Annotated in this window: 24 protein-coding genes and 3 pseudogenes; 10 read left to right on the top strand and 17 right to left on the bottom strand. The window is 47.2% G+C overall.

Annotation, left to right across the window (positions count from 1 at the left end):
- Positions 1-193 (bottom strand): hypothetical protein (locus tag MiSe_RS36495; protein ID WP_226589609.1); only part of this gene is annotated, 193 nt, incomplete at its 3' end.
- Between the two features lie 270 nt (positions 194-463).
- Between MiSe_RS36495 and MiSe_RS36490 the strand changes: the two are divergent.
- The 3 genes and pseudogenes from MiSe_RS36490 to MiSe_RS36480 all read left to right on the top strand — a co-directional run bounded on the left by MiSe_RS36490 (position 464) and on the right by MiSe_RS36480 (position 2,714).
- Positions 464-1,161, top strand: a pseudogene (locus MiSe_RS36490) (Uma2 family endonuclease).
- Between the two features lie 32 nt (positions 1,162-1,193).
- The gene (locus MiSe_RS36485) at positions 1,194-2,009 is read left to right on the top strand and encodes a prohibitin family protein (protein WP_226589605.1); all 816 of its coding nucleotides are present in this window, start codon (positions 1,194-1,196) and stop codon (positions 2,007-2,009) included.
- A 129-nt stretch (positions 2,010-2,138) separates the two neighbouring features.
- Positions 2,139-2,714: a hypothetical protein gene (locus MiSe_RS36480; RefSeq protein WP_226589602.1), complete on the top strand. Its 576-nt coding sequence runs from the start codon at positions 2,139-2,141 to the stop codon at positions 2,712-2,714.
- 170 nt (positions 2,715-2,884) lie between these two features.
- Here MiSe_RS36480 and prmA read toward each other — a convergent pair whose 3' ends face one another.
- Positions 2,885-3,772 (bottom strand): 50S ribosomal protein L11 methyltransferase, encoded by an 888-nt coding sequence (gene prmA, locus MiSe_RS36475; protein ID WP_226589600.1) that lies wholly within the window; start codon positions 3,770-3,772, stop codon positions 2,885-2,887.
- Positions 3,773-3,849: 77 nt separating this feature from the next.
- Entirely contained in the window at positions 3,850-5,430 is a 1,581-nt protein-coding gene (gene serA / locus MiSe_RS36470) for a phosphoglycerate dehydrogenase (RefSeq protein WP_226589598.1), read from the bottom strand.
- Between serA and MiSe_RS36465 the strand changes: the two genes are divergently transcribed.
- The 3 genes from MiSe_RS36465 to MiSe_RS36455 all read left to right on the top strand — a co-directional run bounded on the left by MiSe_RS36465 (position 5,429) and on the right by MiSe_RS36455 (position 8,717).
- Complete coding sequence (locus MiSe_RS36465; protein WP_226589596.1) at positions 5,429-5,713, top strand: hypothetical protein; 285 nt, start codon at positions 5,429-5,431, stop codon at positions 5,711-5,713. The two genes, serA and MiSe_RS36465, sit on opposite strands and share 2 nt — an antisense overlap.
- A gap of 423 nt (positions 5,714-6,136) precedes the next feature.
- Positions 6,137-6,916 carry a TIGR00297 family protein gene (locus MiSe_RS36460; RefSeq protein WP_226589594.1) on the top strand — a complete coding sequence of 260 codons (780 nt, stop codon included), beginning with the start codon at positions 6,137-6,139 and terminating at the stop codon, positions 6,914-6,916.
- Positions 6,917-7,463: 547 nt separating this feature from the next.
- Complete coding sequence (locus MiSe_RS36455; protein WP_226589592.1) at positions 7,464-8,717, top strand: hypothetical protein; 1,254 nt, start codon at positions 7,464-7,466, stop codon at positions 8,715-8,717.
- Positions 8,718-8,749: 32 nt separating this feature from the next.
- Here the strand turns inward: MiSe_RS36455 and MiSe_RS36450 are convergent, their stop codons facing one another.
- The 6 genes from MiSe_RS36450 to MiSe_RS36425 form a co-directional block, all read right to left on the bottom strand.
- Positions 8,750-9,220 (bottom strand): hypothetical protein, encoded by a 471-nt coding sequence (locus tag MiSe_RS36450; RefSeq protein WP_226589590.1) that lies wholly within the window; start codon positions 9,218-9,220, stop codon positions 8,750-8,752.
- A gap of 153 nt (positions 9,221-9,373) precedes the next feature.
- Positions 9,374-10,249, bottom strand: a complete 876-nt coding sequence (locus tag MiSe_RS36445; protein WP_226589588.1) for an SDR family oxidoreductase — start codon at positions 10,247-10,249, stop codon at positions 9,374-9,376.
- Between the two features lie 609 nt (positions 10,250-10,858).
- Entirely contained in the window at positions 10,859-11,098 is a 240-nt protein-coding gene (locus MiSe_RS36440; RefSeq protein WP_226589585.1) for a class I SAM-dependent methyltransferase, read from the bottom strand.
- Positions 11,099-11,213: 115 nt separating this feature from the next.
- A complete protein-coding gene (gene xth, locus MiSe_RS36435) occupies positions 11,214-12,014 on the bottom strand; it encodes an exodeoxyribonuclease III (RefSeq protein WP_226589582.1) in 801 nt (266 codons plus the stop codon).
- A 205-nt stretch (positions 12,015-12,219) separates the two neighbouring features.
- Positions 12,220-13,857, bottom strand: coding sequence for an acetolactate synthase large subunit (locus MiSe_RS36430; RefSeq protein ID WP_226589580.1), 1,638 nt, complete (start codon positions 13,855-13,857; stop codon positions 12,220-12,222).
- A gap of 117 nt (positions 13,858-13,974) precedes the next feature.
- Complete coding sequence (locus MiSe_RS36425; protein ID WP_226589577.1) at positions 13,975-15,342, bottom strand: NAD-dependent succinate-semialdehyde dehydrogenase; 1,368 nt, start codon at positions 15,340-15,342, stop codon at positions 13,975-13,977.
- A gap of 558 nt (positions 15,343-15,900) precedes the next feature.
- On the opposite strand from MiSe_RS36425, the gene MiSe_RS36420 reads away from it, so the two are divergent.
- Complete coding sequence (locus MiSe_RS36420; RefSeq protein WP_226589575.1) at positions 15,901-16,329, top strand: response regulator; 429 nt, start codon at positions 15,901-15,903, stop codon at positions 16,327-16,329.
- Here MiSe_RS36420 and MiSe_RS36415 read toward each other — a convergent pair.
- Positions 16,292-16,702 (bottom strand): Na-translocating system protein MpsC family protein, encoded by a 411-nt coding sequence (locus MiSe_RS36415; protein WP_307731608.1) that lies wholly within the window; start codon positions 16,700-16,702, stop codon positions 16,292-16,294. The genes MiSe_RS36420 and MiSe_RS36415 overlap by 38 nt on opposite strands.
- A gap of 495 nt (positions 16,703-17,197) precedes the next feature.
- The gene (locus tag MiSe_RS36410; protein WP_226589572.1) at positions 17,198-17,383 is read right to left on the bottom strand and encodes a hypothetical protein; all 186 of its coding nucleotides are present in this window, start codon (positions 17,381-17,383) and stop codon (positions 17,198-17,200) included.
- Between the two features lie 32 nt (positions 17,384-17,415).
- Between MiSe_RS36410 and MiSe_RS36405 the strand changes: the two genes are divergently transcribed.
- On the top strand, positions 17,416-17,826 hold the full coding sequence (locus MiSe_RS36405; protein WP_226589569.1) for a response regulator: 411 nt from the start codon (positions 17,416-17,418) through the stop codon (positions 17,824-17,826).
- A gap of 103 nt (positions 17,827-17,929) precedes the next feature.
- On the opposite strand, the gene MiSe_RS36400 is transcribed toward MiSe_RS36405, so the two are convergent.
- The 4 genes and pseudogenes from MiSe_RS36400 to MiSe_RS36385 all read right to left on the bottom strand — a co-directional run bounded on the left by MiSe_RS36400 (position 17,930) and on the right by MiSe_RS36385 (position 20,431).
- Positions 17,930-18,313, bottom strand: coding sequence for a Na-translocating system protein MpsC family protein (locus MiSe_RS36400; protein ID WP_226589567.1), 384 nt, complete (start codon positions 18,311-18,313; stop codon positions 17,930-17,932).
- A gap of 451 nt (positions 18,314-18,764) precedes the next feature.
- Positions 18,765-19,119: pseudogene (locus tag MiSe_RS36395) on the bottom strand (sorbitol dehydrogenase); the annotation flags it as partial.
- A gap of 97 nt (positions 19,120-19,216) precedes the next feature.
- Positions 19,217-19,414: a hypothetical protein gene (locus tag MiSe_RS36390; RefSeq protein WP_226589564.1), complete on the bottom strand. Its 198-nt coding sequence runs from the start codon at positions 19,412-19,414 to the stop codon at positions 19,217-19,219.
- An 84-nt stretch (positions 19,415-19,498) separates the two neighbouring features.
- Positions 19,499-20,431 carry a hypothetical protein gene (locus MiSe_RS36385; RefSeq protein WP_226589561.1) on the bottom strand — a complete coding sequence of 311 codons (933 nt, stop codon included), beginning with the start codon at positions 20,429-20,431 and terminating at the stop codon, positions 19,499-19,501.
- Between the two features lie 333 nt (positions 20,432-20,764).
- Between MiSe_RS36385 and tnpA the strand changes: the two genes are divergently transcribed.
- A complete protein-coding gene (gene tnpA / locus MiSe_RS36380; RefSeq protein ID WP_226589558.1) occupies positions 20,765-21,172 on the top strand; it encodes an IS200/IS605 family transposase in 408 nt (135 codons plus the stop codon).
- A gap of 100 nt (positions 21,173-21,272) precedes the next feature.
- Here the strand turns inward: tnpA and MiSe_RS54150 are convergent.
- Positions 21,273-21,882: pseudogene (locus MiSe_RS54150) on the bottom strand (alcohol dehydrogenase catalytic domain-containing protein); the annotation flags it as partial.
- Between the two features lie 1,089 nt (positions 21,883-22,971).
- Here MiSe_RS54150 and hetR point away from each other — a divergent pair.
- The gene (hetR, locus tag MiSe_RS36370; protein WP_226589556.1) at positions 22,972-23,871 is read left to right on the top strand and encodes a heterocyst differentiation master regulator HetR; all 900 of its coding nucleotides are present in this window, start codon (positions 22,972-22,974) and stop codon (positions 23,869-23,871) included.
- 81 nt (positions 23,872-23,952) lie between these two features.
- Here hetR and MiSe_RS36365 read toward each other — a convergent pair.
- The coding region (locus MiSe_RS36365) for a cyanobactin maturation protease PatG family protein (protein ID WP_226589612.1) at positions 23,953-24,080 on the bottom strand (128 nt) is incomplete at its 5' end.

Raw genomic sequence — 24,080 nt, 5'->3', positions numbered from 1 at the left:
GTATTTGGCGCCAAAGTCGCCCATCCCACAAGAGATTAATGATTAATTTTTCTTGTGGGGTGGGTATTTGGCGCCAAAGTCGCCCATCCCACAAGAGATTAATGATTAATTTTTCTTGTGGGGTGGGTATTTGGCGCCAAAGTCGCCCATCCCACAAGAGATTAATGATTAATTTTTCTTGTGGGGTGGGCATTTTGCCCGCCAAAGTCGCCCATCCCACAAGAGATTAATGATTAATTTTTCTTGTGGGGTGGGTATTTTGCCCGCCAAAGTCGCCCATCCCACAAGAGATTAATGATTAATTTTTCTTGTGGGGTGGGTATTTTGCCGCCAAAGTCGCCCATCCCACAAGAGATTAATGATTAATTTTTCTTGTGGGGTGGGCATTTTGCCCGCCAAAGTCTATCGGTGCAAGATGTTAGTAAAGCTAAGATTAAAATCAGCCCTTCCAAGCAAAAACAGCATGATACAGCAACTCCCCGCTGAAACTGCCCCAGAAATTATTTACCCTGACAGCGACGGACAACCAATCGCAGACAATACCAAACAATTTCGCTGGATTGTTGCGCTCAAAGAAAATCTAGAAATCTTGTTTGCCAAGGTCGATAACGTCTTTATCGCAGGCGATCTGCTTTGGTATCCGGTTCAAGGAAATAACACCATTCCCACTGCACCCGATGCAATGGTTGTCTTTGGCAGACCCAAAGGCGATAGAGGTTCCTACAAACAATGGGAAGAAGATAACATTCCCCCCCAAGTCGTTTTTGCAATTCTTTCCCCAGGCAATCGCGCTACAAAAATGCTGCAAAAAACCCTGTTTTATCAACGTTATGGAGTAGAAGAATATTATGTTTATGACCCAAACGATATAGAATTAACAGGGTTTACCCGTTCTGGAGATTGGTTAGAACCTATTGCAGCAATGAATCGGCGGACCAGTCCTCGTTTAGGCATCCGGTTTGAACTCAAACAAGACACCCTAGAAATTTATCGCCCCGATGGACAAGAACGTCAGCGCGCAGACAATGCGATATGCCTCGCTTCCGCTTCGCGAACTCCTGTCTCGAACAAGAGCGAATTCTGCGACAACAAGAACAACAGCGCTATCAAGCTTTGAGCGAGCAATTGCCACAACGAGGCATCGACCCCGAACAATTTTAAGTTATACTTGCTCCCCCCTGTCCCAAACCACTATGAAATCTACCAACCCATCGATTTTCGCAGCAGCGATCGCCATCTTACTACTCATAATGACAATTGCCTTCAAACCCTTCGTCATTGTCAACGCCGGCGAACGCGGCGTTATTATGCAATTCGGTCAAGTCCAAGAACAAGTTTTAGGCGAAGGCTTACACCTAATTGTCCCAATTGTCAATACAGTTAAAAAGCTCAGCATCCGCGTACAAAAACATCAAATTCCCGCAGAAGCTGCCTCAAAAGACCTTCAAGATGTTTACACCGATGTAGCGCTCAACTGGCATATAATCCCAGAAAAAGCCAATAGGGTTTTTCAACAAATTGGCGCTGAAGCAGAAGTCGTGCAGCGAATTATTAACCCAGCGATTGAAGAAGTCCTTAAAGCCGTTATGGCGCTTTATACCGCCGAGCAAATTATCACCAGACGCGGCGAAGTCAAAGCAGGTATTGACGACCAATTGCAAACTCGGCTGGCACAGTATAATATCGCAGTTGATGATATTTCTTTAGTCAATATCCACTTTTCACAACGCTTTAGCGAAGCAGTAGAAGCCAAACAAATTGCCGAACAAGAAGCTAAAAGAGCCGAATTTCTAGCTCAAAAAGCCACCCAAGAAGCATTAGCCGAAGTTAATCGCGCCAAAGGACAAGCGGAAGCGCAAAGATTGCTGCGAGAAAATTTAACATCTGAAATTCTGCAAAAGCAAGCCATAGAAAAATGGGATGGGCATTTTCCAATGGTATTGGGTGGAAATGGAGCGCTGCCATTTATTAATATTGACAAGAGCGATTTAGAAACAGCGCACCCGTGATATCGTGTCCGGTTGCATCGGTTGCGTTTGGAGAGCTGGGGGAGCAAAGGGGAGCTGGGGGAGCAAAGGGGAGAAAAAACGCTTTTTCGCACAATCAACTATACACAACTGATCTCTCGCGGACATGATATGAATACACCCAGCCACGCGATCCTAAATCTTTTCTTACTTGGCGAACGGTCGCTTCCCCAAGGGAATCTTCCCATTTTCTTCGGCGCAATTTTACCCGATATTCCAATTTTCTTGTTCTACGGATGGGCGAAATTAATTGCGCGTCTGCCGTCAAAGCAAATTTGGACAGAAACCTATTACGAACCTTTCTGGCAAACCGTTGTAGCGATTTTCCATTCCATTCCTTTAGCTGCAATCGGATGGCTAATTGGTGACAAATTTGGCTGGGAAAAAATGCAAATATTGTGCCTTAGTTTGGGGCTGCATTCTTGTCTAGATTTGCCAGTTCACAACGACGACGCTCACCGACACTTTTTCCCATTTAGCAATTATCGATTTATCAGTCCGATTTCCTATTGGGACCCGAAGCATTACGGAGCGATTGTCTCTTCCGTCGAGGTCTTGCTAGTTTTTCTAGCGACATTCCCTGTTTTTAATCTGATTCAATCTTGCATAGGTAAAGGACTGCTGATTTTAGTGAATGTTGTTTATCTTGTCTTTTTTTGCCTCCGTTTAAGAGCGTTAACGCCTTGAAACGTTGAATTATATCATGTCCGGTTAATTGCTTATAATTAGGCATAGGGGCACGGCACCTTCAATGTTGTTTACAAAAGCAAAATATTGTGGATGCCGTGCCCCTACAATGCTTTAACTGCCGTTGCGATCAAAGCAGCTGCCGCCTGCACTTAACTTTACAAACATTCTTAAGACCGTCGGATATTAAAACAACACCAATCTTGCCGACGCCAAAGGGCGGCAATTGTCCAACCTTGTTGTTCCAACAGATCGGCGACGGGTTTAGTTTGGTCTAACAAAATCCCGCTGAGAATGCCCCAGGATGTAGGTTTGGTAATAGCGCTGATTTGGGGGATTAGATCGATAATTACCTCGGCTAAAATATTGCACACAATGCCATCAACGGGGGCATCGATCATTTTCATGACGCGATCGATACTGCCTTGTTCTACGATCAGGCGATCGCTATTGACGCGATTGAGGGTGCGATTGCTGCGAGTGGCGCGCACTGCTAGGGGATCGACATCGACGGCATAAACTTTTTCCGCTCCCAGCATAATCGCGCCTATGGATAAAATTCCAGAGCCGCAGCCGAGATCTGCTACGATATCGTGGCTTTCTTGATCGATTCGCATTTCCAGCGCTTCCAGACACAGCTGGGTGGTGGCATGGGTGCCGGTGCCAAACGCCAGTCCGGGATCGAGTCGCAAGATGAATCGATCTGATTGATCGGGTACGGGTAACCAAGCGGGGTAAATTAGGAAGCGATCGCCCACTTCCTGGGGTTGCCAGTGCGCCTTCCAACTACTCGCCCAATCTTCTTCATCAATCAAATGCCAATGGGTCGTAGGTATGGGCAACCCCAACACCAAAGCATCCTGACGCAACCACAGGGACAGCGCCGCCAAATCCAAAAGTTGCACTTGCTCTTGGGGGATGTAGGCACGTACCAGGTAGGAATATCCTTTCGTTTCGCTCGCCGTCCCTCGACAGCCGAATTGTTCCAGTCGCCAAAAGATAGAATCTTCTAGCGCCAGATCGCACACAATTTGCAATTCCCACCAGCTGTTTGCCATACTTGAGCCGCTAATTGCTAATGGCTAACGGCTAATTGCTAATTCTTCCACAGCCATTAGCAATTAGCCATCAGCACTTATAAAGTTACCGTATATGCATCCCTAATTCCCTGAACTTTGGTAATTTCTGCCAAAATCCCTTCTGGGAGGGGGTCATCCAGGCTCAAAACCATCACCGCATCGCCCCGGACAATTTTACGCCCCACCTGCATACTGGCGATATTGACGTTAAAACTGCCCAGCAGGGAACCGATTTTACCGATAATTCCCGGCATATCGCGGTGCAGGGTAAACAGCATGTTCTGCGTCGGGGGGACGTTGACGGGGAACTCATTGACGGCAGTGATGCGAATTTCGTCATTGCCTAACAAAGCGCCCGTTACCGAGTGGTCGCCCAAAGACCCTTTGGCTTCCAGGTGCAGCGAACCCGCATAATCGCGAATTGCGGCATCCCGCGTTTCAATCACGCGAATGCCCCGTTCTTTGGCTTCAATTCCGGCGTTGACGTAGTTGACGCGCTCGCGCAATGCTGGGTAGAGCAGACCTTTTAAAGCTGCTACTACCAAGGGTTTGCTATCTACGCTCGCCAAGTCTCCTTCCATGCGGATGTTCAGACTTTCAATCCGTCCGCCTGCGAGTTGACCGACCATGTTACCCAAGGTTTCAGCCAGTCGCAGGTAAGGTCTGAGTTTTTCGATCGCATCGGGATACAAACCGGGAATATTCACTGCTGAGCGCGCTGGTAGCCCCAACAGCACGTCGCGAATTTGCTCGGCTACGTCGATAGAGACATTGACTTGCGCTTCGGCGGTAGAGGCTCCCAGGTGGGGGGTGAGGACGGCTGCTTTACCGAGATGCAATAGGGGGGACTCGCCTAGGGGTTCTTTGGAGAATACGTCTAGGGCTGCCCCGCCGATTTTACCAGAAGCGATCGCTTCCGCCAACGCGGCTTCGTCGATGATCCCGCCACGGGCGCAGTTAATAATCCTCACCGTGGGTTTCATCTTCGCCAGAGTTTCGGCGTTGATCATGTTAGCCGTTTCGGGTGTTTTGGGGATGTGCAGGGTAATAAAGTCGGCTTCCCGAAATAGCAGATCCAAATCTACCAAGCGACAGCCGAGTTGCTCGGCGCGATCGTTGGAGATAAAAGGATCGTAGGCTAAAAGTTTCATCCCCATTGCCCGTGCTACGGTGGCGACGTGGGAGCCAATTTTACCCAAACCGACGATACCGAGGGTTTTTTTGTAGACTTCCACCCCCATAAAGCTTTTGCGATCCCAGTTGCCGCTAGTGACACTAGCGTTGGCATCGGGGATGTAGCGAGATAGGGATAGCATCATAGCGAGCGCGTGTTCGGCTGCTGCGATCGTATTACCTTCTGGGGAATTGACCACCACAATGCCTTGCCGCGTTGCAGCAGGCACATCCACGTTATCAACGCCAACACCCGCACGCCCAATAATTTTTAGCTGCTTCCCAGCTTCGATGATTTCTTTAGTAACTTGAGTGCCAGAGCGAATCATCAAGGCGTCGTAATCTGGCATAATCCGGATCAATTCTTCCTGTGGCAGCCCGGTTTTGACATCAACCTGAGCCACCTGGGATAAGATATCGATACCAGCTTGGTCAATTGGATCGGAAACTAGAACCTTTGACATGGTCAGCAAGTGGGTTGAGAGGGAGAAAACCACCCCGAATTTTGAACCACAGGAAAACTTTATTGCTGCTCCTTGCGGGGTGGGAAGGAAAGTTTGCAGTATTGTTTGGGAATCACCTACAGCAGCCGTCATGGCAACAAGCCACCCTGAGAAATCCCCAGTAGGTCATTCTAGCGGCAAAGAGGTGCGTGCGCTGTTGATTGCTGAAAGTTTTAAACCTTGGATGGCTCACATATTGCACCAGGGTGAGAAACCAGGGTTTCTTGCCACTGCCTTTACCTGAAACCCTAGATTTTGCGTCTTGAAACCCGGTTTCTCAAGCCTTATTGAGAAAGGTGCAACATGTGAGATGGGGAACCCACCGCACCCTTGTACCCTGGCACGGGTAAAAAGTCTTGGTGCGCGCCAGCTCTTGCAATCGTTGATTTGTCAACTAGAGATCTAGGTCGAAACTAAGGTGATGGCAACGCCCTTGCGTAATTCCTGAGATAAAGATAACTTAAATCTGCCGTGCTAATACATGGGGGGATCTGTGGGGCAACCTGGTGATATTTTATTACGGGTAAGCCAACGGACATGATATCAAATGATAAAATTCTCCTTAACTTGAAAATTAAGGAAGCATCGGGCGATCAAGAAATTGACCGAGTTGGCGGTTGAGGCAAGATGAAATAGAACTGGGTTCATCGTTGGAGATTGGTTATTAATGCTCTCTACCTTCTATTCTCTAAATCCCTGGCTGGTTGCAGTAGTATTGAATACAGTAATGCTTGCGATCGCATTCATTCTCCCCAAAAAACTCCTCACCCCCGCCGGATACCTCCACGCTTGGGTTCTAGGCGTCATCGTCTGGGGTACGCTTGGCTTTTCAGGATATCTAGTGGTAATGTTTTATTTTCTCGTCGGTTCCGGCGTCACGCGCATTGGGATGGCGCAAAAGGAAGCGGCAGGAATAGCTGAGAAGCGTTCGGGTATGAGAGGGCCAGAAAATGTCTGGGGTTCGGCTTTAGCTGGGACGATCTGTGCTATTGCGAGTATTTTTGTAACTTCCCCGTATCGCGAGTTACTCCTGTTGGGATATGTTGCCAGTTTCAGCACGAAGCTTTCCGATACTAGCGCGTCTGAGGTGGGGAAAGCTTATGGCAAGCGCACGTTTCTGATTACCACTTTTCAACCCGTGGCGCGGGGAACGGAAGGCGCTGTGAGTTTAGAAGGGACTTTAGCAGGAATTGTGGCATCCTTTGCGATCGCGCTAGTTGGTTGGGGCGTTGGTTTAATAGACTTATTCGGTGTCGGGTTGTGCGCGATCGCTGCTTTTATTGCCACCAATTTAGAAAGCGTCATTGGTGCAACTCTGCAAGCTAAATTCACCTGGCTTACCAATGAAGTGGTGAATATTCTCAATACCTTAATTGGTGCGATCGCCGCCATTTTACTCGCCTTGGCATTACATTGGTTTATCCCCGTTCCCCTTGGAATTAGCTAAGTTTGTATCCCCCTTAATCCCTCACTTATACAGGTGTTTAGGGGGGTTTCCATCCTTGTCTTTTTTCTTCACATGTGGCTTTTTAAAACTTAGCTATTTTTACAGTAACCGCACTCGCGTTTATTTATATTTTTTAAGTTTTTTATCCTTGGCACTTACTTTATTGTCAGTTGCCGACTATCAAGTTACGATTGTATTAAAGAATAAAGCATTGTTCCCATAACACCTAATTTGAATCTTAGGTTTGGTGTAACCCAAAAAATAGTTTGTTTCAGCGTCGTCTTGCTTCCCTGCAACAGTACAAATGACGCCAACCCAAAAAGTTTTTCCAAGATAGCGTTACTTTGCTTTACTGCTAGGACAGGCTCGACCTAATCCCAAAAAATTCATTCTCATCTGCGTTGCGTTGCGGCGCGGATAGGGAATACTTGAGGCAACAAGATAGCAATAGAATTTGAGTTGCATTGCAAGTGCCAACGCAGCACCATTGCCTATTGCTTGTTCACACAACACAAATTTCGCTTTCCTATGTCCAGGAGTATAACATATGGTCGCCAACTTATTCGATGCCAATTTTTATCGACTAGCTAACCCAGACTTAGCCGCAGCTGGAGTTACCACAGATGCACAACTGCGGGATCATTTCCTGCGATTTGGTGCTGATGAAGGGCGTCGTTTTTCACCCTTTATTAATCTGGGCTACTACCGCACGAGCAACCCTGACTTAGCTTTAGCAGGGCTAACCACCAACCGGCAAGCATTTGAGCATCTAGAACAATTTGGCTTAGCCGAAGGGCGGCGGTTTTCAGTAGTTTTTAATCCCGCCTTTTATCGGTCTCGCAACCCTGATTTGGTGGCAGCTCGTCTAACGAGCAACGAGCAACTATACGAACACTACAAAAACTTTGGCACCAATGAGGGACGAGTTGCATCGGAATTTTTCGAACCCAGCTTTTACCTGAACAATAACGCCGACTTAAGGGCAGTAGGCTTCAACTTCCGGCAGGCAGTAGACCACTTCCTGAACTTTGGCATTCGAGAGGGGCGTCTGGCATCTCCCCCTGTTTCTCCGGTTCAAGATCCTGGTTTATCCACTAGCACGGCGCTTGGCCTTGGTACGTTGCTTGCCAAAGCCAGTTTGGTCAACTTTGTCGGCCCTACCAACCCAGAGGATTACTACCTCTTCACCCTGGATAAACCCAGCAACGTCAACCTCTCTCTTAGCAGCTTTAACTCTCCTGCCCAGCTGAGGTTGTTTGTGGATAGCAACACCAATTTTAGGATCGATCCGGGTGAACAATTGAATACTGTTAGTAGCTTCACTCCGATCAACAGGACTCTGGGTGCGGGAAGCTACTACGTCGATGTCGTTACAGGTTCCTCCTTTCCGACTGTGTACCAGCTAGATCTGAATGCAACTCCCAGTCCCACGACAAATCCAACAGACCCCGGTAACACCCCAAACAACGCTTTGAACTTAGGCACTCTGAGCGGTACTCGTGTTCTTCAAGACTTTGTAGGCAGCACCGACCGCAATGACTTCTACCGCTTCGTGCTGGGTAATATCAGCAACTTGAACCTATCCCTCACCAGCGTCAGCGAGCCTGTACTTGCGAATATCTTTGCGGATCGCAACAATAATAATGCGATCGAGCCGAGCGAGTATGTAGCCAACGTTTATGCTGGTGCTGGCAGCATCAACGCCATCACTCAGAACTTAGGTCCTGGTACTTACTTTGTCGATGTCATCCCAGGCAACCAGTTCTCTAACACCAACTACATTATGAGTCTATCTGCATAGGGCTTCTGTAACACCAACTACACTCTAGGGCATCAGTTCTCGATCAAATCGCCATCAAACTTGCGCTCGCGTAGAATCTCGTTTACCCGTTTTGTCAAGCCTGTGCGTTTCGCTTCTTTCTTGATATCTTGTGCTTCCTCGTAGCACATTTCCTCTTCAATGCCGCTGACAGCTTCCTGAAACTGTTTATGAACTCGCATCCAATCATCCGCTAGTTCTCGGCATCTGATTTCTTGAGTATCTAGTTTTTGATGGCCTTGGGCTTGCATTAACTCGGTTACTTTAGCTTTGTTCCACATAAAAAATGGCGTTCCATCCTTGAGTGGAGTTGACTTGCAAAACCCATTGTCAATTGCTTCCTGAGTGGGCGAGCCTGATTCATTTGACCTCAATCCTAACTCTTTGAGTTTTTTGCCCATTGAGATCGCTGAAATCCCAAAATGCTTCCCCAGCGTAGTTTGGTTTACCCAAATATCCGAGAACTTTGTTTTCTTTTTGCTCATAATCAAACTCTTATCAGGGTATTTACTCCTTTTGTTATATAATCTCACCTATCTTCTGACTTGGCGTCCTACCCAAGGGTTGCACCGAAGAAAGCCTCTCTGACGTTTTGGCAGTTGATTAAATAGCTATTCTTCGAATTTTAAGCGAGTAACTCAAACCCCCAGATAGCGGCGCAAGAAACTTTCCAGGGTTTCCATTTTGATGCCAAAAACCGACTCTAAGTTCGCCATCTGATCGCGAGTGCAGAAGAACTCGTTCCCTAACAACGTCCGCAGCGTGCCTAAAGATTTTTGCGCCGAGGGGTTGATTAAACCCAATACACCTCGCACTGCATCAAACGCCAGCAGCGGCGGGTTAATTATCGTCGGTTCTCGCTGCAAAATGCGACCAAAAATGCGGGGAATTTCCCCTCGTTCTAAAATTTCTGGTCCACCTACTGGGAAAATTTGATTGCGGGCGGCTTCCACGCTGATAGAATCTACCGCAATTCGCGCTAAATCGTCGGTACTGACAATCGACGTGCGGTTTTTGGGATCGCCTATTAATAAATATATTCCCGTCTGGCGAAACCGTTCCGCCAAGGGTAGGAGATTGGAAGCAAATCCAGCGGGACGCAAGATAGTGTAATTCAATCCACTTGCTTGCAGGTATTTTTCGACTTCCCGCTTTGCTTTAAACGTCGGTGCATCTTCGTATCCTCGGTCAACTCCCAGGACCGATATAAAAACAAAGTGCTGAACGCCAATTTCCTTAGCTTGGTCGATTAAGTCAATATTGGCGCGATATTCCAGTGCTTGGGCGTTGCCATCGGAGCCGTGGGCGCTGATAATGTACCGTACACCCTTACAGGCTTTCTGAATATCCCGCTCTTGCTGCAAATCCCCGATATAGATTTCGGCGCCTCGATGTTCCAATTCCCCATAGCGCGACGCGAGGCGGACAAATGCGCGCACTGGCATTTCCCGCCCTCGTAATAGCCGCACAATTCGGCGTCCGAGTCCCCCTGTCGCCCCTGTGACTAGAAACATGACAGCACTTCCTCTGGCAAGTTAGCGATCGCTTATCTCTCATTTTATAAACACCACACTCGCGATGGGGTCAATCTCTCTTGAGTTGGGTTTTTTGAGCGATAGGGATCTGGATAACTTTATATTTTGCGCCATCAACGGAAAAACTACATTCAAAGTCAAAGTGCTACCCTACTGGTTGGGTCGCATTCCTCCAAATATAGCGATTTCAAATAGTTTGAAGTCACAATCTACGTTGCTCTAACCCAATTCTTTGGGCCAATCCCATTGACTTTCTACGGCAGCTAGGATATTTGCAGCTTTATCGGGTCTGTAGTAACTAGAGTTGCTAGTTACATCCCTTGGCAAATCAACCCGGTTTCTCTGAAAAATCGTGGGTAATACAGCGAGAAATCTATGAATCAACCGGGTTTCTGACGCTCGGTAATGGGTAATTGTCAAGAGTAGGGGCGGGTTTTACCAACAATTAAGTGGAAAGAAACCGGGTTTCTGTGAAAAATTGTTGAGCAAGGAAAGAGATCATGGTCGTAACATTGGTGATGCTCTCGTTAAACCCGCCCCTACTGCCTGTTAATCCAATTACCAATTACCAATTACCAATTACCGCTGTCAAAACTTATAACTAGCAACTTGAGTTATTACATCAAACCCGCCTTTATTTTCAACTGAAATTACCCAATCTTTTCCGACAAAATCCTGTGAAATAAACTCTAATTTCTGGTGATTCTCGACTTGACTTTGAGCCGCTTCAAGCATTGCTTGGGAAACATCTAAAAATCCCCCACTAGCATCAGGATACTTGGCTAAAACTGCTCTACCTAATACGCCATTCCCGCACCCTAACTCCAAAAATTTTTCAACCTTTGTCCAAGCTGCTTCAATAATTCCCCCGCACCCCTTCTAAAAAATATTTGGAAAGTTCTGCTTGCTGCCAAACTGTATCGCTTCTTGTCATAAAATTAGCTTATATCGTAACAATTACTGGTACGTGGTCGCTGGGTTGGGTCTGTTTTCTCGGAGCAATATCAATCGTGCAGCTAATTGCTTTTTCGTAAAGTTCTGGGGTGAGATAATGATGGTCAATTCGCCAACCCCTATTTTTTTGGAAACCGCCAGACCGATAGTCCCACCAAGTGAAATGTCCGCCTTCGGGGGTAAATTTGCGAAAGGCATCGGCTAATCCTAATTCTAACACTGTCCGCAAAGCTTGGCGTTCTGGTTCGGTAGCCATCACTTGATTTTCTCGTCCTTTGGGGTTGTAAATATCCTTATCTTCCAGGGCTATATTAAAATCACCGCAGACACAGAGCGATTTTGGATTATCTGATGCTTCAGTATTGATTAGTGCTTGGAGATAATCGCGCAAGATTTGTAACCAACGAAGCTTATAAAGATATTTGTCACTTTCTAATGATGAACCATTGGGAACGTAAAGATTGACAATGCGAACTCCCTGAAAAACGCCGGAAATGACGCGCTTTTGCTCGTCCAAATCTCCCCCTATATCGGTTCCTAATATTGGCCCAAATCCGGTGCTAACATTTTCTAAAGGTTCGCGACTTATCAGCGCAACGCCATTGTATGCTTTTTGCCCGGAAATATAGAGGTGATAGCCTAGTTGTTCAAAAGGCGATCGCGGAAAATCTGCATCGATAACTTTAGTTTCCTGCAAACACAAAACATCTACAGGATGTTCCTGCAACCAAGCTACCACCGCCTGCAAGCGGGTGCGAATTGAGTTAACGTTCCAAGTAGCGATTTGCATTGGTTAATTGGTAATTAGGCTGATAGTAACGCAAGTTGCTAGTTATAAACAAGGGCGTTGCCAGCTTGCTAATTGCTAATTGCTAATCTAGGATTTTTACCAATCTCGCCATTAGCCATTAGCCATTAGCTGCTATGCATGAGATAACTAGCAACTTGAGTTAGTAGGCGATGGCAGCGCCTACTACAAACCCATTATCTATCAGCTAGATTACACAATTCAACTCTCCAGCTTTTCGAGTGAAGCGGAGGTTTTCTGCATAGTCTACGGGACAATCAATCACCGAGGGAACGGGTTGCTCTAGTGCTTCTTTTATGGTAGGAATAAAGTCGGCTGTCGATTCGATTCGGTATCCTTTTAGACCCATGCTTTCGGCAAGTTTAACAAAATCTGGATTGCCAAACTTGACAAAATCTGAAACGCCCAATTGGTTGAGTTGCTTCCACTCGATCAAGCCGTAGCCGCCATCGTTGAAAATGATGGTAACAAAAGCGGTGCCGACGCGGAGGGCGGTTTCTAGTTCTTGGCTATTCATCATAAAGCCGCCATCGCCGGTAACGGCGACGATGCGCTTTTGCGGGGCGACTAATTTGGCGGCGATCGCACCCGGTATGGCAATCCCCATCGCTGCAAACCCGTTAGAAATTATACAAGTATTCGGACGTTCGCAGTGATAGTGCCGCGCCATCCACATTTTATGCGCCCCCACATCGCAAATAACGATATCTTCTGGCCCCATGACTTGACGCAGATCGTACACCAATTTTTGCGGCTTAATCGGGAAGCTATTATCATTGGCATACTGTTCGTAATCTGACCGGATATCATCGCGCAATTCCAACGCATAAGGATCGGGTTTACCCGTGCGATCGCTTCGTTCTAAAATTTCCGTCAGCGAATCTGAAATATCCCCCACCACTTCTACGATAGGAATATAACTGCTGTCGATTTCGGCGTGGGTTGCGGCAATGTGGACAATCGGAATATTGCCATTGGGATTCCACTTTTTGGGTGAATATTCAATCAAATCGTAACCAACAGCAATCACCAAATCGGCGCGATCGAACCCGCAACTGATATAATCTCGCAACTGCAACCCTACCGCCCAAAGCGCCAGAGGATGAGTGTAAGGAATTACTCCCTTACCCATGAATGTATTTGCGACGGGAATATTCAGTCGGGTGGCAAATTCCGTCAGCGCTGCGCTTGCTTTGTCGCGGATGGCTCCATTTCCGACTAAAATTAGGGGATTATTCGCTTGGGAAATTACCTCGGCTGCATGTTCTATACTGCGGAACGACGCATAGGTTTTTTCTACGTCGCCTTTGCTTAGCGGTTCCCCCGTCACCGGCATGGCAGCGATATTTTCCGGCAGGTCGATGTGAACCGCCCCTGGTTTTTCTGTCTGCGATATTTTAAATGCTTTGCGGACAACTTCGGGCGCGATGCTGGGGCGGACAATTTGTTTGTTCCATTTGGTCACCGGCGCAAACATCGCCACCAAATCTAAGTATTGGTGAGATTCAATGTGCATTCGGTCGGTTCCGACTTGCCCGGTAATTGCCACCAAAGGGGCGCCGTCCAAGTTCGCATCTGCCACCCCCGTCATTAGGTTAGTTGCACCCGGTCCAAGGGTAGAAAGACAGACTCCGGCGCGTCCGGTTAAACGTCCGTAGACATCCGCCATGAAGGCTGCACCTTGTTCGTGACGGGTGGTAATAAATTGAATGGAAGAATTTCTCAGCGCTTCTAAAACGTGCAGATTTTCTTCGCCTGGAAGTCCAAACACGTATTGTACGCCTTCGTTTTCCAGGCAGCGTACTAGCAGTTGAGCAGTGTTCATGTTTTGGTAATTGGTAATTGGTAATTGGTAATTGCTAATTGGTAATTGCTAATTGCTAATGGCTAATTGTTCAGAATTCCTTACCATTAGCCATTAGCTATTAGCCATTACCCAGTTTTACTTGACCCAAACGGTTTTGATGTTGACGAATTCGTGAATGCCTTGGATGCCCAATTCGCGCCCGTAGCCAGACCGCTTGATGCCGCCAAATGGCAGGCGCGGATCGGATTTAACCATGCCGTTGATGAAAACAGCCCCGGCTTCTAATTCGTTAATCAACCGATCGCGTTCTTCCTCCACATTAGTCCAAGCACTCGCCCCCAGTCCATAGGGGATGTTATTCGCCCTGGCAATGGCTTCATCTATATTGGCAACGCGGAATAACAGCGCCACTGGACCGAAAAATTCTTCGGATTCGGCGGGCGTCCCCGGTGGAAAGTCGGTCAAAATTGTGGGGGGATAGTAGTTCCCCGGTCGATCTGTTAATGGTTTTCCCCCTGTGAGAACTTTTGACCCACGGGCAATGCATTCTTGCACCAGATCGTCTAAATCTTTGAGCATTCCTGGTGTTGCCAATGGTCCCAAGTCCGTATCCGGGTGCATCGGATCGCCTATTTTGAGTGCCTGAAATTTTTCTACCAGGCGTTGGGCGAAGCTGTCGGCGATCGCATCCACTACAATAAATCTTTTCGCCGCAATGCAAGATTGACCGTTATTCAGCATCCTAGCAGCCACCGCCGTGGACACCGCCGCCTCCAGGTCGGCACTTTCTAGAACGATAAACGGATCGCTACCTCCCAATTCCAGGACGGTTTTTTTCAGGTGCTTGCCAGCTGTTGACGCTAAACTAATTCCTGCGCCTTCGCTACCCGTCAGCGTTGCTGCCATCACCCGGTCATCTGCTACAATCGCGGCGACTTTATCCGCGCCTACCAGCAAGGTTTGAAACGCTCCTTCTGGAAAACCCGCCTGCCGGAATATTTCTTCAATTTTTACGGCGCACTGGGGTACGTTGGAAGCGTGTTTGAGCAACCCGACATTTCCTGCCATCAGTGCGGGTGCGGCAAAGCGAAACACTTGCCAGAAGGGAAAGTTCCACGGCATCACGGCTAAAATTGGCCCCATCGGTTGATACCGCACAAAACTTTGACTCGCGTCGGTGGATGCTGGGACATCTGCCAGAAACTCGGCGGCGTGTTCTGCGTAGTAGCGGCAGACTAGGGCGCATTTTTCAGTTTCGGCGTGAGCTGCCTTCAGCGGCTTACCCATTTCCTGGGTCATTAGCTTGCCGAACTGTTCCTTATTTTCCTGCAAAATCCGTGCCGCTTCGTTCATCCAAGCCGACCTTTGCCTCAACGGCGTCTGGCGGTACTGCTCAAACGCTCGTTTCGCAACTGCCAGCTTGGTTTCAATTTCTGCATCCGTCAGCGGATCAAAGGTTTTGAGCGTTTCTCCCGTTGCTGGGTTAATTGTGGCGATACCCATTATTTAAATTCCTCCCAATTTAACTTGGGGTTTGCTGTGGTAGGCTCGATCTATGTATCTTGCTGCCCCAGCGTTCTCGTAGGATTTTAGATTTTTGATTCAGACTCTGAATTTAAACCTAAAACTCTCGCGTTCCCCGTTTATTTATTATTGTTTCACACCTGTTGCCGCGCCGCGCCGATAAATTCGCATATTTTAGCCGTTATCAGCTGCCTGTAAGCAAAATTTAACAACTATTTAAACATAGTGTTGCGAAATCTTAAATGAAAGATACAATCTGGGTAGTGACACCACAGCCAGTGCCTGTCGCTTCCTCAAGTCGAGCAAGCGCAGTCAACGATAGTGGTAGAAAGAACGAGCCAGTCAACTCTAGCGCCGACGTCCTGTTGTCTATTCCACCACATCTATAGCTTCTACCAGGTGAGGAGAAGCTTTGGAAGCAATTTTTAATTGCGGTAGAAGACGACTAAAAATTGATGACGCCGCTGTTGTAAATGCCTCGTCCATCTTTTATCAGCGGGTATCGCTCAACTCAACCACTTCCCCTGAGAACAGAGCATGGACGTTTTGAACTTTCCCTTTAACGGTATTATCGTGCCTATTAGAAAACCTGTGATTTTAGCAGTCGATAACGACGAAGACAACCGAGTGCTAGCTGCCTTAGCGGTTGAGCAAGTGTTGGATTGTCGCGCTATAGCTGCCGCTGATGGGAAAACCGCTATATCCTTAGCTCACCTTTCCCAGCCGGATCTGATTCTGCTAGATATTCTACTGCCCGACTTAAATGGCAAAGAAGTTGTCCGCCGCCTGAAGCAGCATCCGGACACCCAGGGGATTCCAATTATTGCAGTAACGGCTTTAGCCCAAGCACAAGACCGCACGAGCATTTTAGCAGCTGGTTGCGATGACTATCTCAGCAAACCTTACATGCTGGAAGACTTAGAAGCGGTCATTCGTCGCCATCTGCGGATGCCTTCTCTGATTTAACCGAGCCCACTTCTGGCGGATCTGCCAAAATAGCGATCGTGGCAATATGGCCTGATTCTAATTTGGCATCGCTGAGCCAGTCAATCACGGGTACGCCTACCACTTCCTCAATCAGCGCTTTCAGTTGTGGCTCCAGCGCCTTGTTTAGATTAAACCGCACTTGCTGAGCTAATTCTCGTTTACCTTGCTCAGCCAGCAATTGTACGGGGCGAGTCATAAAATTTTCCAAAACAATGGCAATTTTATTGTCAAAAATTTGACAAGCGACTTCAGCAGGCTGCGACTCCAAATAACTGCGGTACAGCGCTTGGATACGCTGGGATAAGTTTCGTTCTAGTTGCCTCCTTGTTGGCTTGGGTCTGTCCATATCCATAGGAGCAAGAGTAAAGATTTGTACGCGACTGTTTCAACGGTAACAATGGGCAAAAATTAAAAAGTCATTCCAAAGGAGTATTTATTTTTGCATCACCTGTGTTTCATCACCCTTGAGCGGTGAGTCGTTGAGAAAATTTCTCTTAACACAGTCTTGAGTTCAAGTTTATTACTTTTGTAACAGCATCCGCTCTTTTGGCTGATTTATATCATGTCCGCGAGAGATCGGTAGTGTATCGATGGCGAATTGCTAATTGCTAATTGCTAATTGTCTCCAGAGCAGCCATTAGCGATTAGCAATTAGCAGTTACACAACCGTTGGTCAGGGACATGATATTACACATAAATGTGCATTTTATGGCTATTTTAAAGTAAAATACCCACGTTAGCTAACACTGAACGGGAAACCTGAAGGCTAAATCCTTTACCCTTCATCCCCCATGCTTTAACGCGAGCCAGTCTGTTGCAAGCGCCACCCCCCATGTCCCCTGACTTTTCACAGCATCTTTCCTGATGCCAGAGATGGGTAAGATGAGGAAGATGAGGAGAATATTGTTTTCAAATCTCCCTCACTTTCAAAGTCTCCCCATTCTCCCCAATCTCCCTTGTCTGGGCGATTTCTCGATTCCCTTGTGCCGCTTGAAGAATGCCTCGTCGATTCAAACGCATCGCTTGCTTCCATTCGGAAATCTAGAAGGAACCCTAACACAGACTATGATTATGGAAATCTCTCGCGGCAGCGGCGAGCAACCTATTACTCAACGGCCTTTAGTTTTGGCTGTAGACGACAATGAAGATAACTTGGGGTTAATTAGTTTTAGCCTCGATTTGTTTGGTTTTGCCTTTATCAGCGCTCCAGACGGTCAGACGACGCTAAAGTTAGCACAAACTCACCAGCCAGATCTGATCCTGCTCGATATTATGCTCCCCGATTTGGATGGGATCGAAGTTGTTCGTCGCCTCAAGCAAGACTCGCGAACAAAGTCAATTAAAATTATTGCCGTAACGGCCTTGGCAAGAGATGAAGACCGCGATCGCATTTTAGAATCAGGTTGTGAGGGCTACATCAGCAAGCCTTACATGGTTGATGACCTGGAAGCTTTGCTGCGTCGTTACCTCACCTAAACGCCGTTTACCCTCGGATGGGGAATGAAAATTGTACGATCTTAGATTGAAATTAAATCTAAAATCTAAAATCTAAAATTTCCTATTCCCCTGACCTTGTTGATTAACTGCGCTTTGAGGAATCTCGCACTTGGGGCGGGTCAGCTAAAATAGCAATAATACCGCTGCGGCCTGTCTCTAATTTGGCATCGCTGAGCAACTCAAGCACAGGAACTCCCACAACTTCCTCAATCAGTTGTTTTAGTTGTGGTTCAATGGCTGCGTCTAAATCTGACCGCACTTGCTCGGCTAATTCCTCGCGACCGCTGTTAACTAAAAGTTGTTCTGGTTGGGTCAGGGCATCTTCCAGAACAATAGCAATTTTTTCATCAAAAATTTGGCAAGTTATTTGACCGGGTTGATGCCCCAATTGAGTGCGATATAAAGCTTGAATCCGCTGGGATAGGGTGCGCTCTAATTGTCCGCGTGTAGGGCTTGAATTTTCCATTTTTCTGGATTTTAAGCTTATAAAATCAATAACGTCAGCATATCACACTCTAGACAGATGACAAAATCAGGAATTACGCAAAGAAACAAAGGGCGCTCCGAAAAATCGTTGGTTTGGCAACCACAGATCAAGGTCGAAACCGGGTTTCTTTTCTCGTCGTGCGTAAGTCCTGAAAATAAAAAAATCAGTCTTAAGCAGTATTTTTAACCAACCATTACAGGACTTACCCACGACAAACCTATCACCAAAGTTTCTGGCTGGGAACGCGAGTGCGGAAGGGAGGCATATCTTTAGTTCCACAGCGACGATTTTTCAGAGAAACTTTGGTGTTTGCCTAAGTCCTGCCTTATTTTTGCCAACAAAAAAGACGTTGCTGGCAACGTCTTGGTTAGCAAAGCTTTTGCAGGTAGGTTGGATGCTGGAACGAACCAGCCTACGCGCGCTAAAATGTTCAGGGGTAAATCAGGATTTTGTAGGTTTCTGGTGTGGCAGCGCTCGCAGGTTCTACAGCTGTTGATAATTCGCGCCAGGGGATAGCGATCGTTAATCAACGCATCCACATCGATGCGCCGGTTAAATACAATATCGATCGCCAAGTTTTGCACCCGGTAAGACGAACTATAACTGCCCATTAAATCGATTTCCCGCCGATACAGGATATTGGGATTAATCGGAATTTCCACCTGCTCGGGAAACTCGGCGAAAAACAAGATCTTGCCCCCCTGGCGCGTGACATCCAATGCTGGGAAGAAGGCTTTCTCCCTGGGAACTGCAAGCAATGCGGTATCGACTCCCAAACCATTGCTGAAGCCACCCCAGCCCTAAAGGGACGGGGGTTCTAATTCTCTTTCAACCTTTCCTTGGCTCTCCCTATTTCTAAGTACAGCATCCAAAATCTCAGCATCAGGAATTAAAACTTTTGTGGCGACTCGCTCTGACTGGAGGAGGCTTTCCAAAGGAAGAAGGAACTTGTCCCTCTACTTGCAGGTTAGCTTTTTCGGTCGCCTGTCTCCTTGCCGCCAGCAGGAACGGTTGGGCACCCGACCTTGCAATATTTGCCAGGTTTACTTGGAGTAGGTCATTCTCTACAAATCTTGCCAAAAAGGCAGAGTACAAGTCTCTCTGACAAAGAACCCCACATTCACACTTGTGGACTCTAGTTGAGAGACTTTTCTTTTTTACTCGTCACGGATGGCAGGTCTGAGATAGTTTAGTTGTTTGAGTGGAAAATTCGACCACGCTCACGCCAGCACTTTGGGCCAAACGTTTTAAGCGAGCTACAAATTCTCCCGGGGCGCGCTTACTTACAGACTTTCCAAATAGCTTTTGAAAAGCGTAGTCAAGTTTTTCCATATTGATTGTGTTTCCCAGCCTCAGAATTTCATGAACTAGCCTCCCGTGTAAAGACTTACGATGCGCCGCTAGCTTTCTTTCCAAGTTAACCTTGGCACTTCTTATGGCACAGTAAGATTTAGAATCTTTCCAATTTTTGCAGCCTTTTCTGACAGTTCCCTTTTTCTTTCTCCCTCTGCTGTCAACAAAGTCAGGATTGTAATTATCTGGATTATTAGCTCTCCTAGATCTTTCCATCCGTCGCTGCAATAGACGTATCTGTTTTTCAGCAGACTTTAGTTCAGGAGCAAATAAGTCTAATTTAGCTGCGATCTCAGAGACAATCGCTATTGTTGATGGCGCTAAGTCCCATCCCACCACACCAGCAGAACCAATCTGGTTTTTGGGCTTATTAAAAGGCTTGCCTTCACAGACTAATTGAGCATAGTAACGAGTCTTGTTGTTTAAACGTAGGCGTTGGAGTCGCACGTACTTAACTCGACTGCTCAACCCATGAAGAATTACTGGATCGTTGCCTTGAAAGTAGGGTTGGAGTTTAAGTTTCCCCCACACCAATTGTTCTTGCTCCCACCTAATCCCGGTTGCATTAACTTTTCCTTCTAAAGAATCTAGCTGATTCTTGCCTTTAAACCTAACCTTCTTAGCAATACCGAAAGCTACTTTTTGAGATGCATTGAACCCACGGGTTGCTAACTTCTGCGCTGTATTTGAGTCTATATGGAAGCCGATCCAAGAGCGCCTGATGACGGTAGCGAAAGCGTGCAAACTGTACTCGTTGTATCCCTAGGCAGCTTTTGCATCGGCAAAAGCCTTCTGCCGCTCTTTTTTATTGGATTTAATTTTTCTAGCTGATTGGTATAGCGAAGAATTGCTTAACCAATCTTAAACGGCGCATCGCCTCGCCTAAGCAAGCGTTGTAAAGTTGCCAAAGAGCCTCAAATCTAGACGACAAAACCCTCTCATCGCTAGCCGATACCGCTAACGGTATTTCGGTTACAAACTCAAGGGTTTTTGCCTTTTTGTTGGGTTTTTTACTTGGCATTTACGATAACAATGTCGCTGTGCCACTATTATATCGCAGCGAGTTAGCGAACAGCAATGAATAATCATTTTAAGAGCAATAACAAGATATTATACTGCTGCTTTGACCATATAGTATGGTGTCCGAAGTATCGCCGAAAGGTTTTAGTCAATGGCGTTGATACCCGCCTCAAAGAGATTATTCAACAAGTAGCAAATGAAACAAGGTGCGACATCATCGAGCTTGAGGTCATGCCCGCTCATGTCCACTTACTAATTAAAATCGACCCTCAATTTGGCGTACAGAAAGTGGTTAAATTGATCAAGGGTAGGTCTTCTCGCTACTTGCGCCAGGAATTTCCTTGGCTTAAAAGTAGGTTGCCTACCCTTTGGACTAATTCCTATTTTGTTGCCACTGTTGGTGGCGCTCCACTTGATGTGGTCAAGAAATACATCGAAAATCAGAAGTGGAAGCCTGGAGATTGACTGCGATTAAAATCGCCAGCGCACTTCCTCCCCATGTCTGAAGCCAGGGGCTGACCTGCGCGTTTTCGGTGAGTGCTTTTATCTTACTGGGTAGGTCTTAATCGCGGGCATCAAATACCGCTTCTGCGCCTACGACAAGGGCTTTTTCGCTGCGGGAGGGCAGCAAGTCGGTGGCGATCGCTCTGGCGCCAAAATACTTCACCAGCATAATAAACATCAGCCCGATTGGCCGGGCTGCGTCACCAAAACCGTTTCTCCAGGGGAAATTTGAGCTTTTTTCACCGCTTTGAGACAGCAGTTAGTCGGTTCGACAAAACTCGCCTGTTCCAACGTCCCCGAGTCGGGAATGGGAATCAACCCCCCATTTTGCACTGCGGTGACCCGGTACTTTGACATATTCGGCAAAGCCGCCGCCACTGGCAGCAAAACCCGCTGTCATTCATGCAGTAGGCGCAACCCATACAAGCAATGTGGTGCATCACCACCACGGGAGTCCCTACTTGCCAATTCGTTACATCCTCTCCCACGGCGGCGATCGCACCAGCGGTTTCGTGTCCAAAGATACGCGGCGGTTCCTACAGCGGATAGGGAATTTTTTTTAGATCCGACTGGCACAAACCGACCACTCGCACCTGTACCAGTACCTCATCGGGTTGTAGTTCGGGTGTCGGTACTTCTTCGTAACTTAGCTGATTGACGCCTCGGAATAGGACTTACCCACGACGATCCTAGAAACTTTGGTGTTTGCGTCAGTCCCGATCCACTGACATTTGTCCTGTGACTCCTGTCCTTTAGGACCCTCTCTTCGGGGACGAAATGACGCGGGGAATCCCCATGCCTAAAGTCAGGGGATTCCCACCAGCAAGAATTTTCTCCTCCTAGCGCGTTTAAATTCGGCAGGCTCAGACCAGGTGCAGAGATCAAAAGAAGGGTGCACTCTTAGCGTCTCCCCAACTCCTTTGTCTCCGCATCTTCTTGGTCAAGCAGGTATCAATTGGCATTTGTACTCATAAATTTTCTCTGGCGATATTTTTCAGTGCGTTCCCGCAAGCGTTGGGAGGCATATCGCTTTTTTTGCGCGCGAGCGAAATCTTCCGGATCAACCTACGAAGTTACCGAAAGAACAAGTAGAAGCAAGAGACACAAAAACGAGGTCTGCCCCATGTGCCTGCAAAAATCCATCTTCCAAGTTAACACCTCGCCGGTAGCTGTATCCAATCAAACTTCCATGATGCCTTCACGAGGTAGCGGACGCTAAGAGTATCAGATGCCAACAAGAACAGCCGTGCCAGGTAGTAATTTTTTTTACTACCTGCTTCTGTTAAGTTTTAAGTACGGCGTAGCTGGCGTTAAAATTTTAATTTTAATGGCAAAAAAAATTGGCTTTGTTATACTGATGTTTTAATAGCATAAAAATTTACACTTGGTCATGGAAGCTCTAGTTGGTTAAATTAGCAGCCGAAAAATATCGTTGGGGGAGGAATTTTCTGCTGGTCTTGCTTGAGTTCCTTTTCAGCTCAAACGCGTCTGTGATTCAGCTGGGGTGAAAATCTAGCCAGCTGTTGATCGGGATCACCCTGAAGTTGGGTTAAATCGTCTAGTCTTAGTGCCATTCGCACCAGAACGGGGAATAATGACTGCCAGCAGGCAATCATTTTGTTGTTAACCTATGGACTTTTGTCTCAAGCTTTGCCCAGCTTTTGACAAATGACTTGAGTGTGACTGGCGATCCAAGATCGGTCAAGCGATCGTCGATACCTGTTGAATCTTAAACCTATGCCATACTGTCATTCCTAAACATGAGCAACGACCTCAATCTGATCAAAAGCCTCAGCCCCAGTGCAATGGATCAGATCATGCTGTATCTGGCCTTTAGTGCCATGCGAACCAGCGGACACCGACACGGGGCGTTTCTGGATGCAGCCGCAACAGCGGCGAAGTGCGCGATTTACATGACCTATTTGGAGCAGGGTCAAAACCTGCGGATGACAGGTCACCTCCATCACATTGAGCCGAAGCGGGTTAAGGCAATTGTTGAGGAAGTCAAGGAAGCTCTGACGAAGGGCAAACTGTTAAAGATGCTGGGGTCCCAGGAACCCCGATATCTGATCCAGTTTCCTTATGTCTGGTTAGAAAAGTATCCTTGGATACCAGGGCGCTCGCGGATTTCTGGTACGAATCTCACATCTGAGGAAAAACGACAGATTGAGGAAAAACTACCCCCCAACATTCCCGATGCCCAACTAATCAACTCGCTTCAGTTCATGGAGTTGATCGAATATCTCCACAACCGCTCCCAGGAAGATTTGCCCCTAGAGCAACAACTGCCGCTTTCTGAAGCTTTAGCAGAGCATATCAAGCGTCGCCTAGTCTACGCTAAAACGGTAACCCGGATCGATTGTCCTTGGGGTTTGCCCTTCTATGCCCTCACCCGCGCTTCTTATTCGCCAGCAGACGACGAAGAGCGCACTTATATCATGGTCGAGGATACGGCTCGCTATTTCCGTCTCATGAGGGGTTGGGCGGAACGAGAGCGGCACGTAATGCGAATTTTAGAGGAATTGGATATTCCGCCAGAGCGCATTGACGAGGCGCTCCAAGAACTCGATGTGATTATCCGCGACTGGGCGGATAAATATCACCGCGAGGGAGGAAAACCGATGATTTTACAGATGGTGTTCGGTTCTAAAGATGAGTAAGGTGCAGTAGCATCGAACGGGCAGGTGCCCGTTCCCTATCTTTTGTTAAGTTATAGGGTACGCTATTACCGTTGATAGCGGTTATTTCGGCACAGACCAAGAACGCACCTCACCCAAAGTAACCGGCATCGGATCTCTGACATCAATCGTAAACCGGAATACCTTCTTCGCCCTGCGACCATTTTCCGGGTCAAAAAACTTCAATTTCA

The sequence above is a fragment of the Microseira wollei NIES-4236 genome (assembly GCF_020521235.1).
In the GTDB taxonomy this organism is placed as follows: Bacteria; Cyanobacteriota; Cyanobacteriia; order Cyanobacteriales; family Aerosakkonemataceae; genus Microseira; species Microseira wollei.
This window is presented reverse-complemented; position numbering and strand designations above follow the sequence as displayed.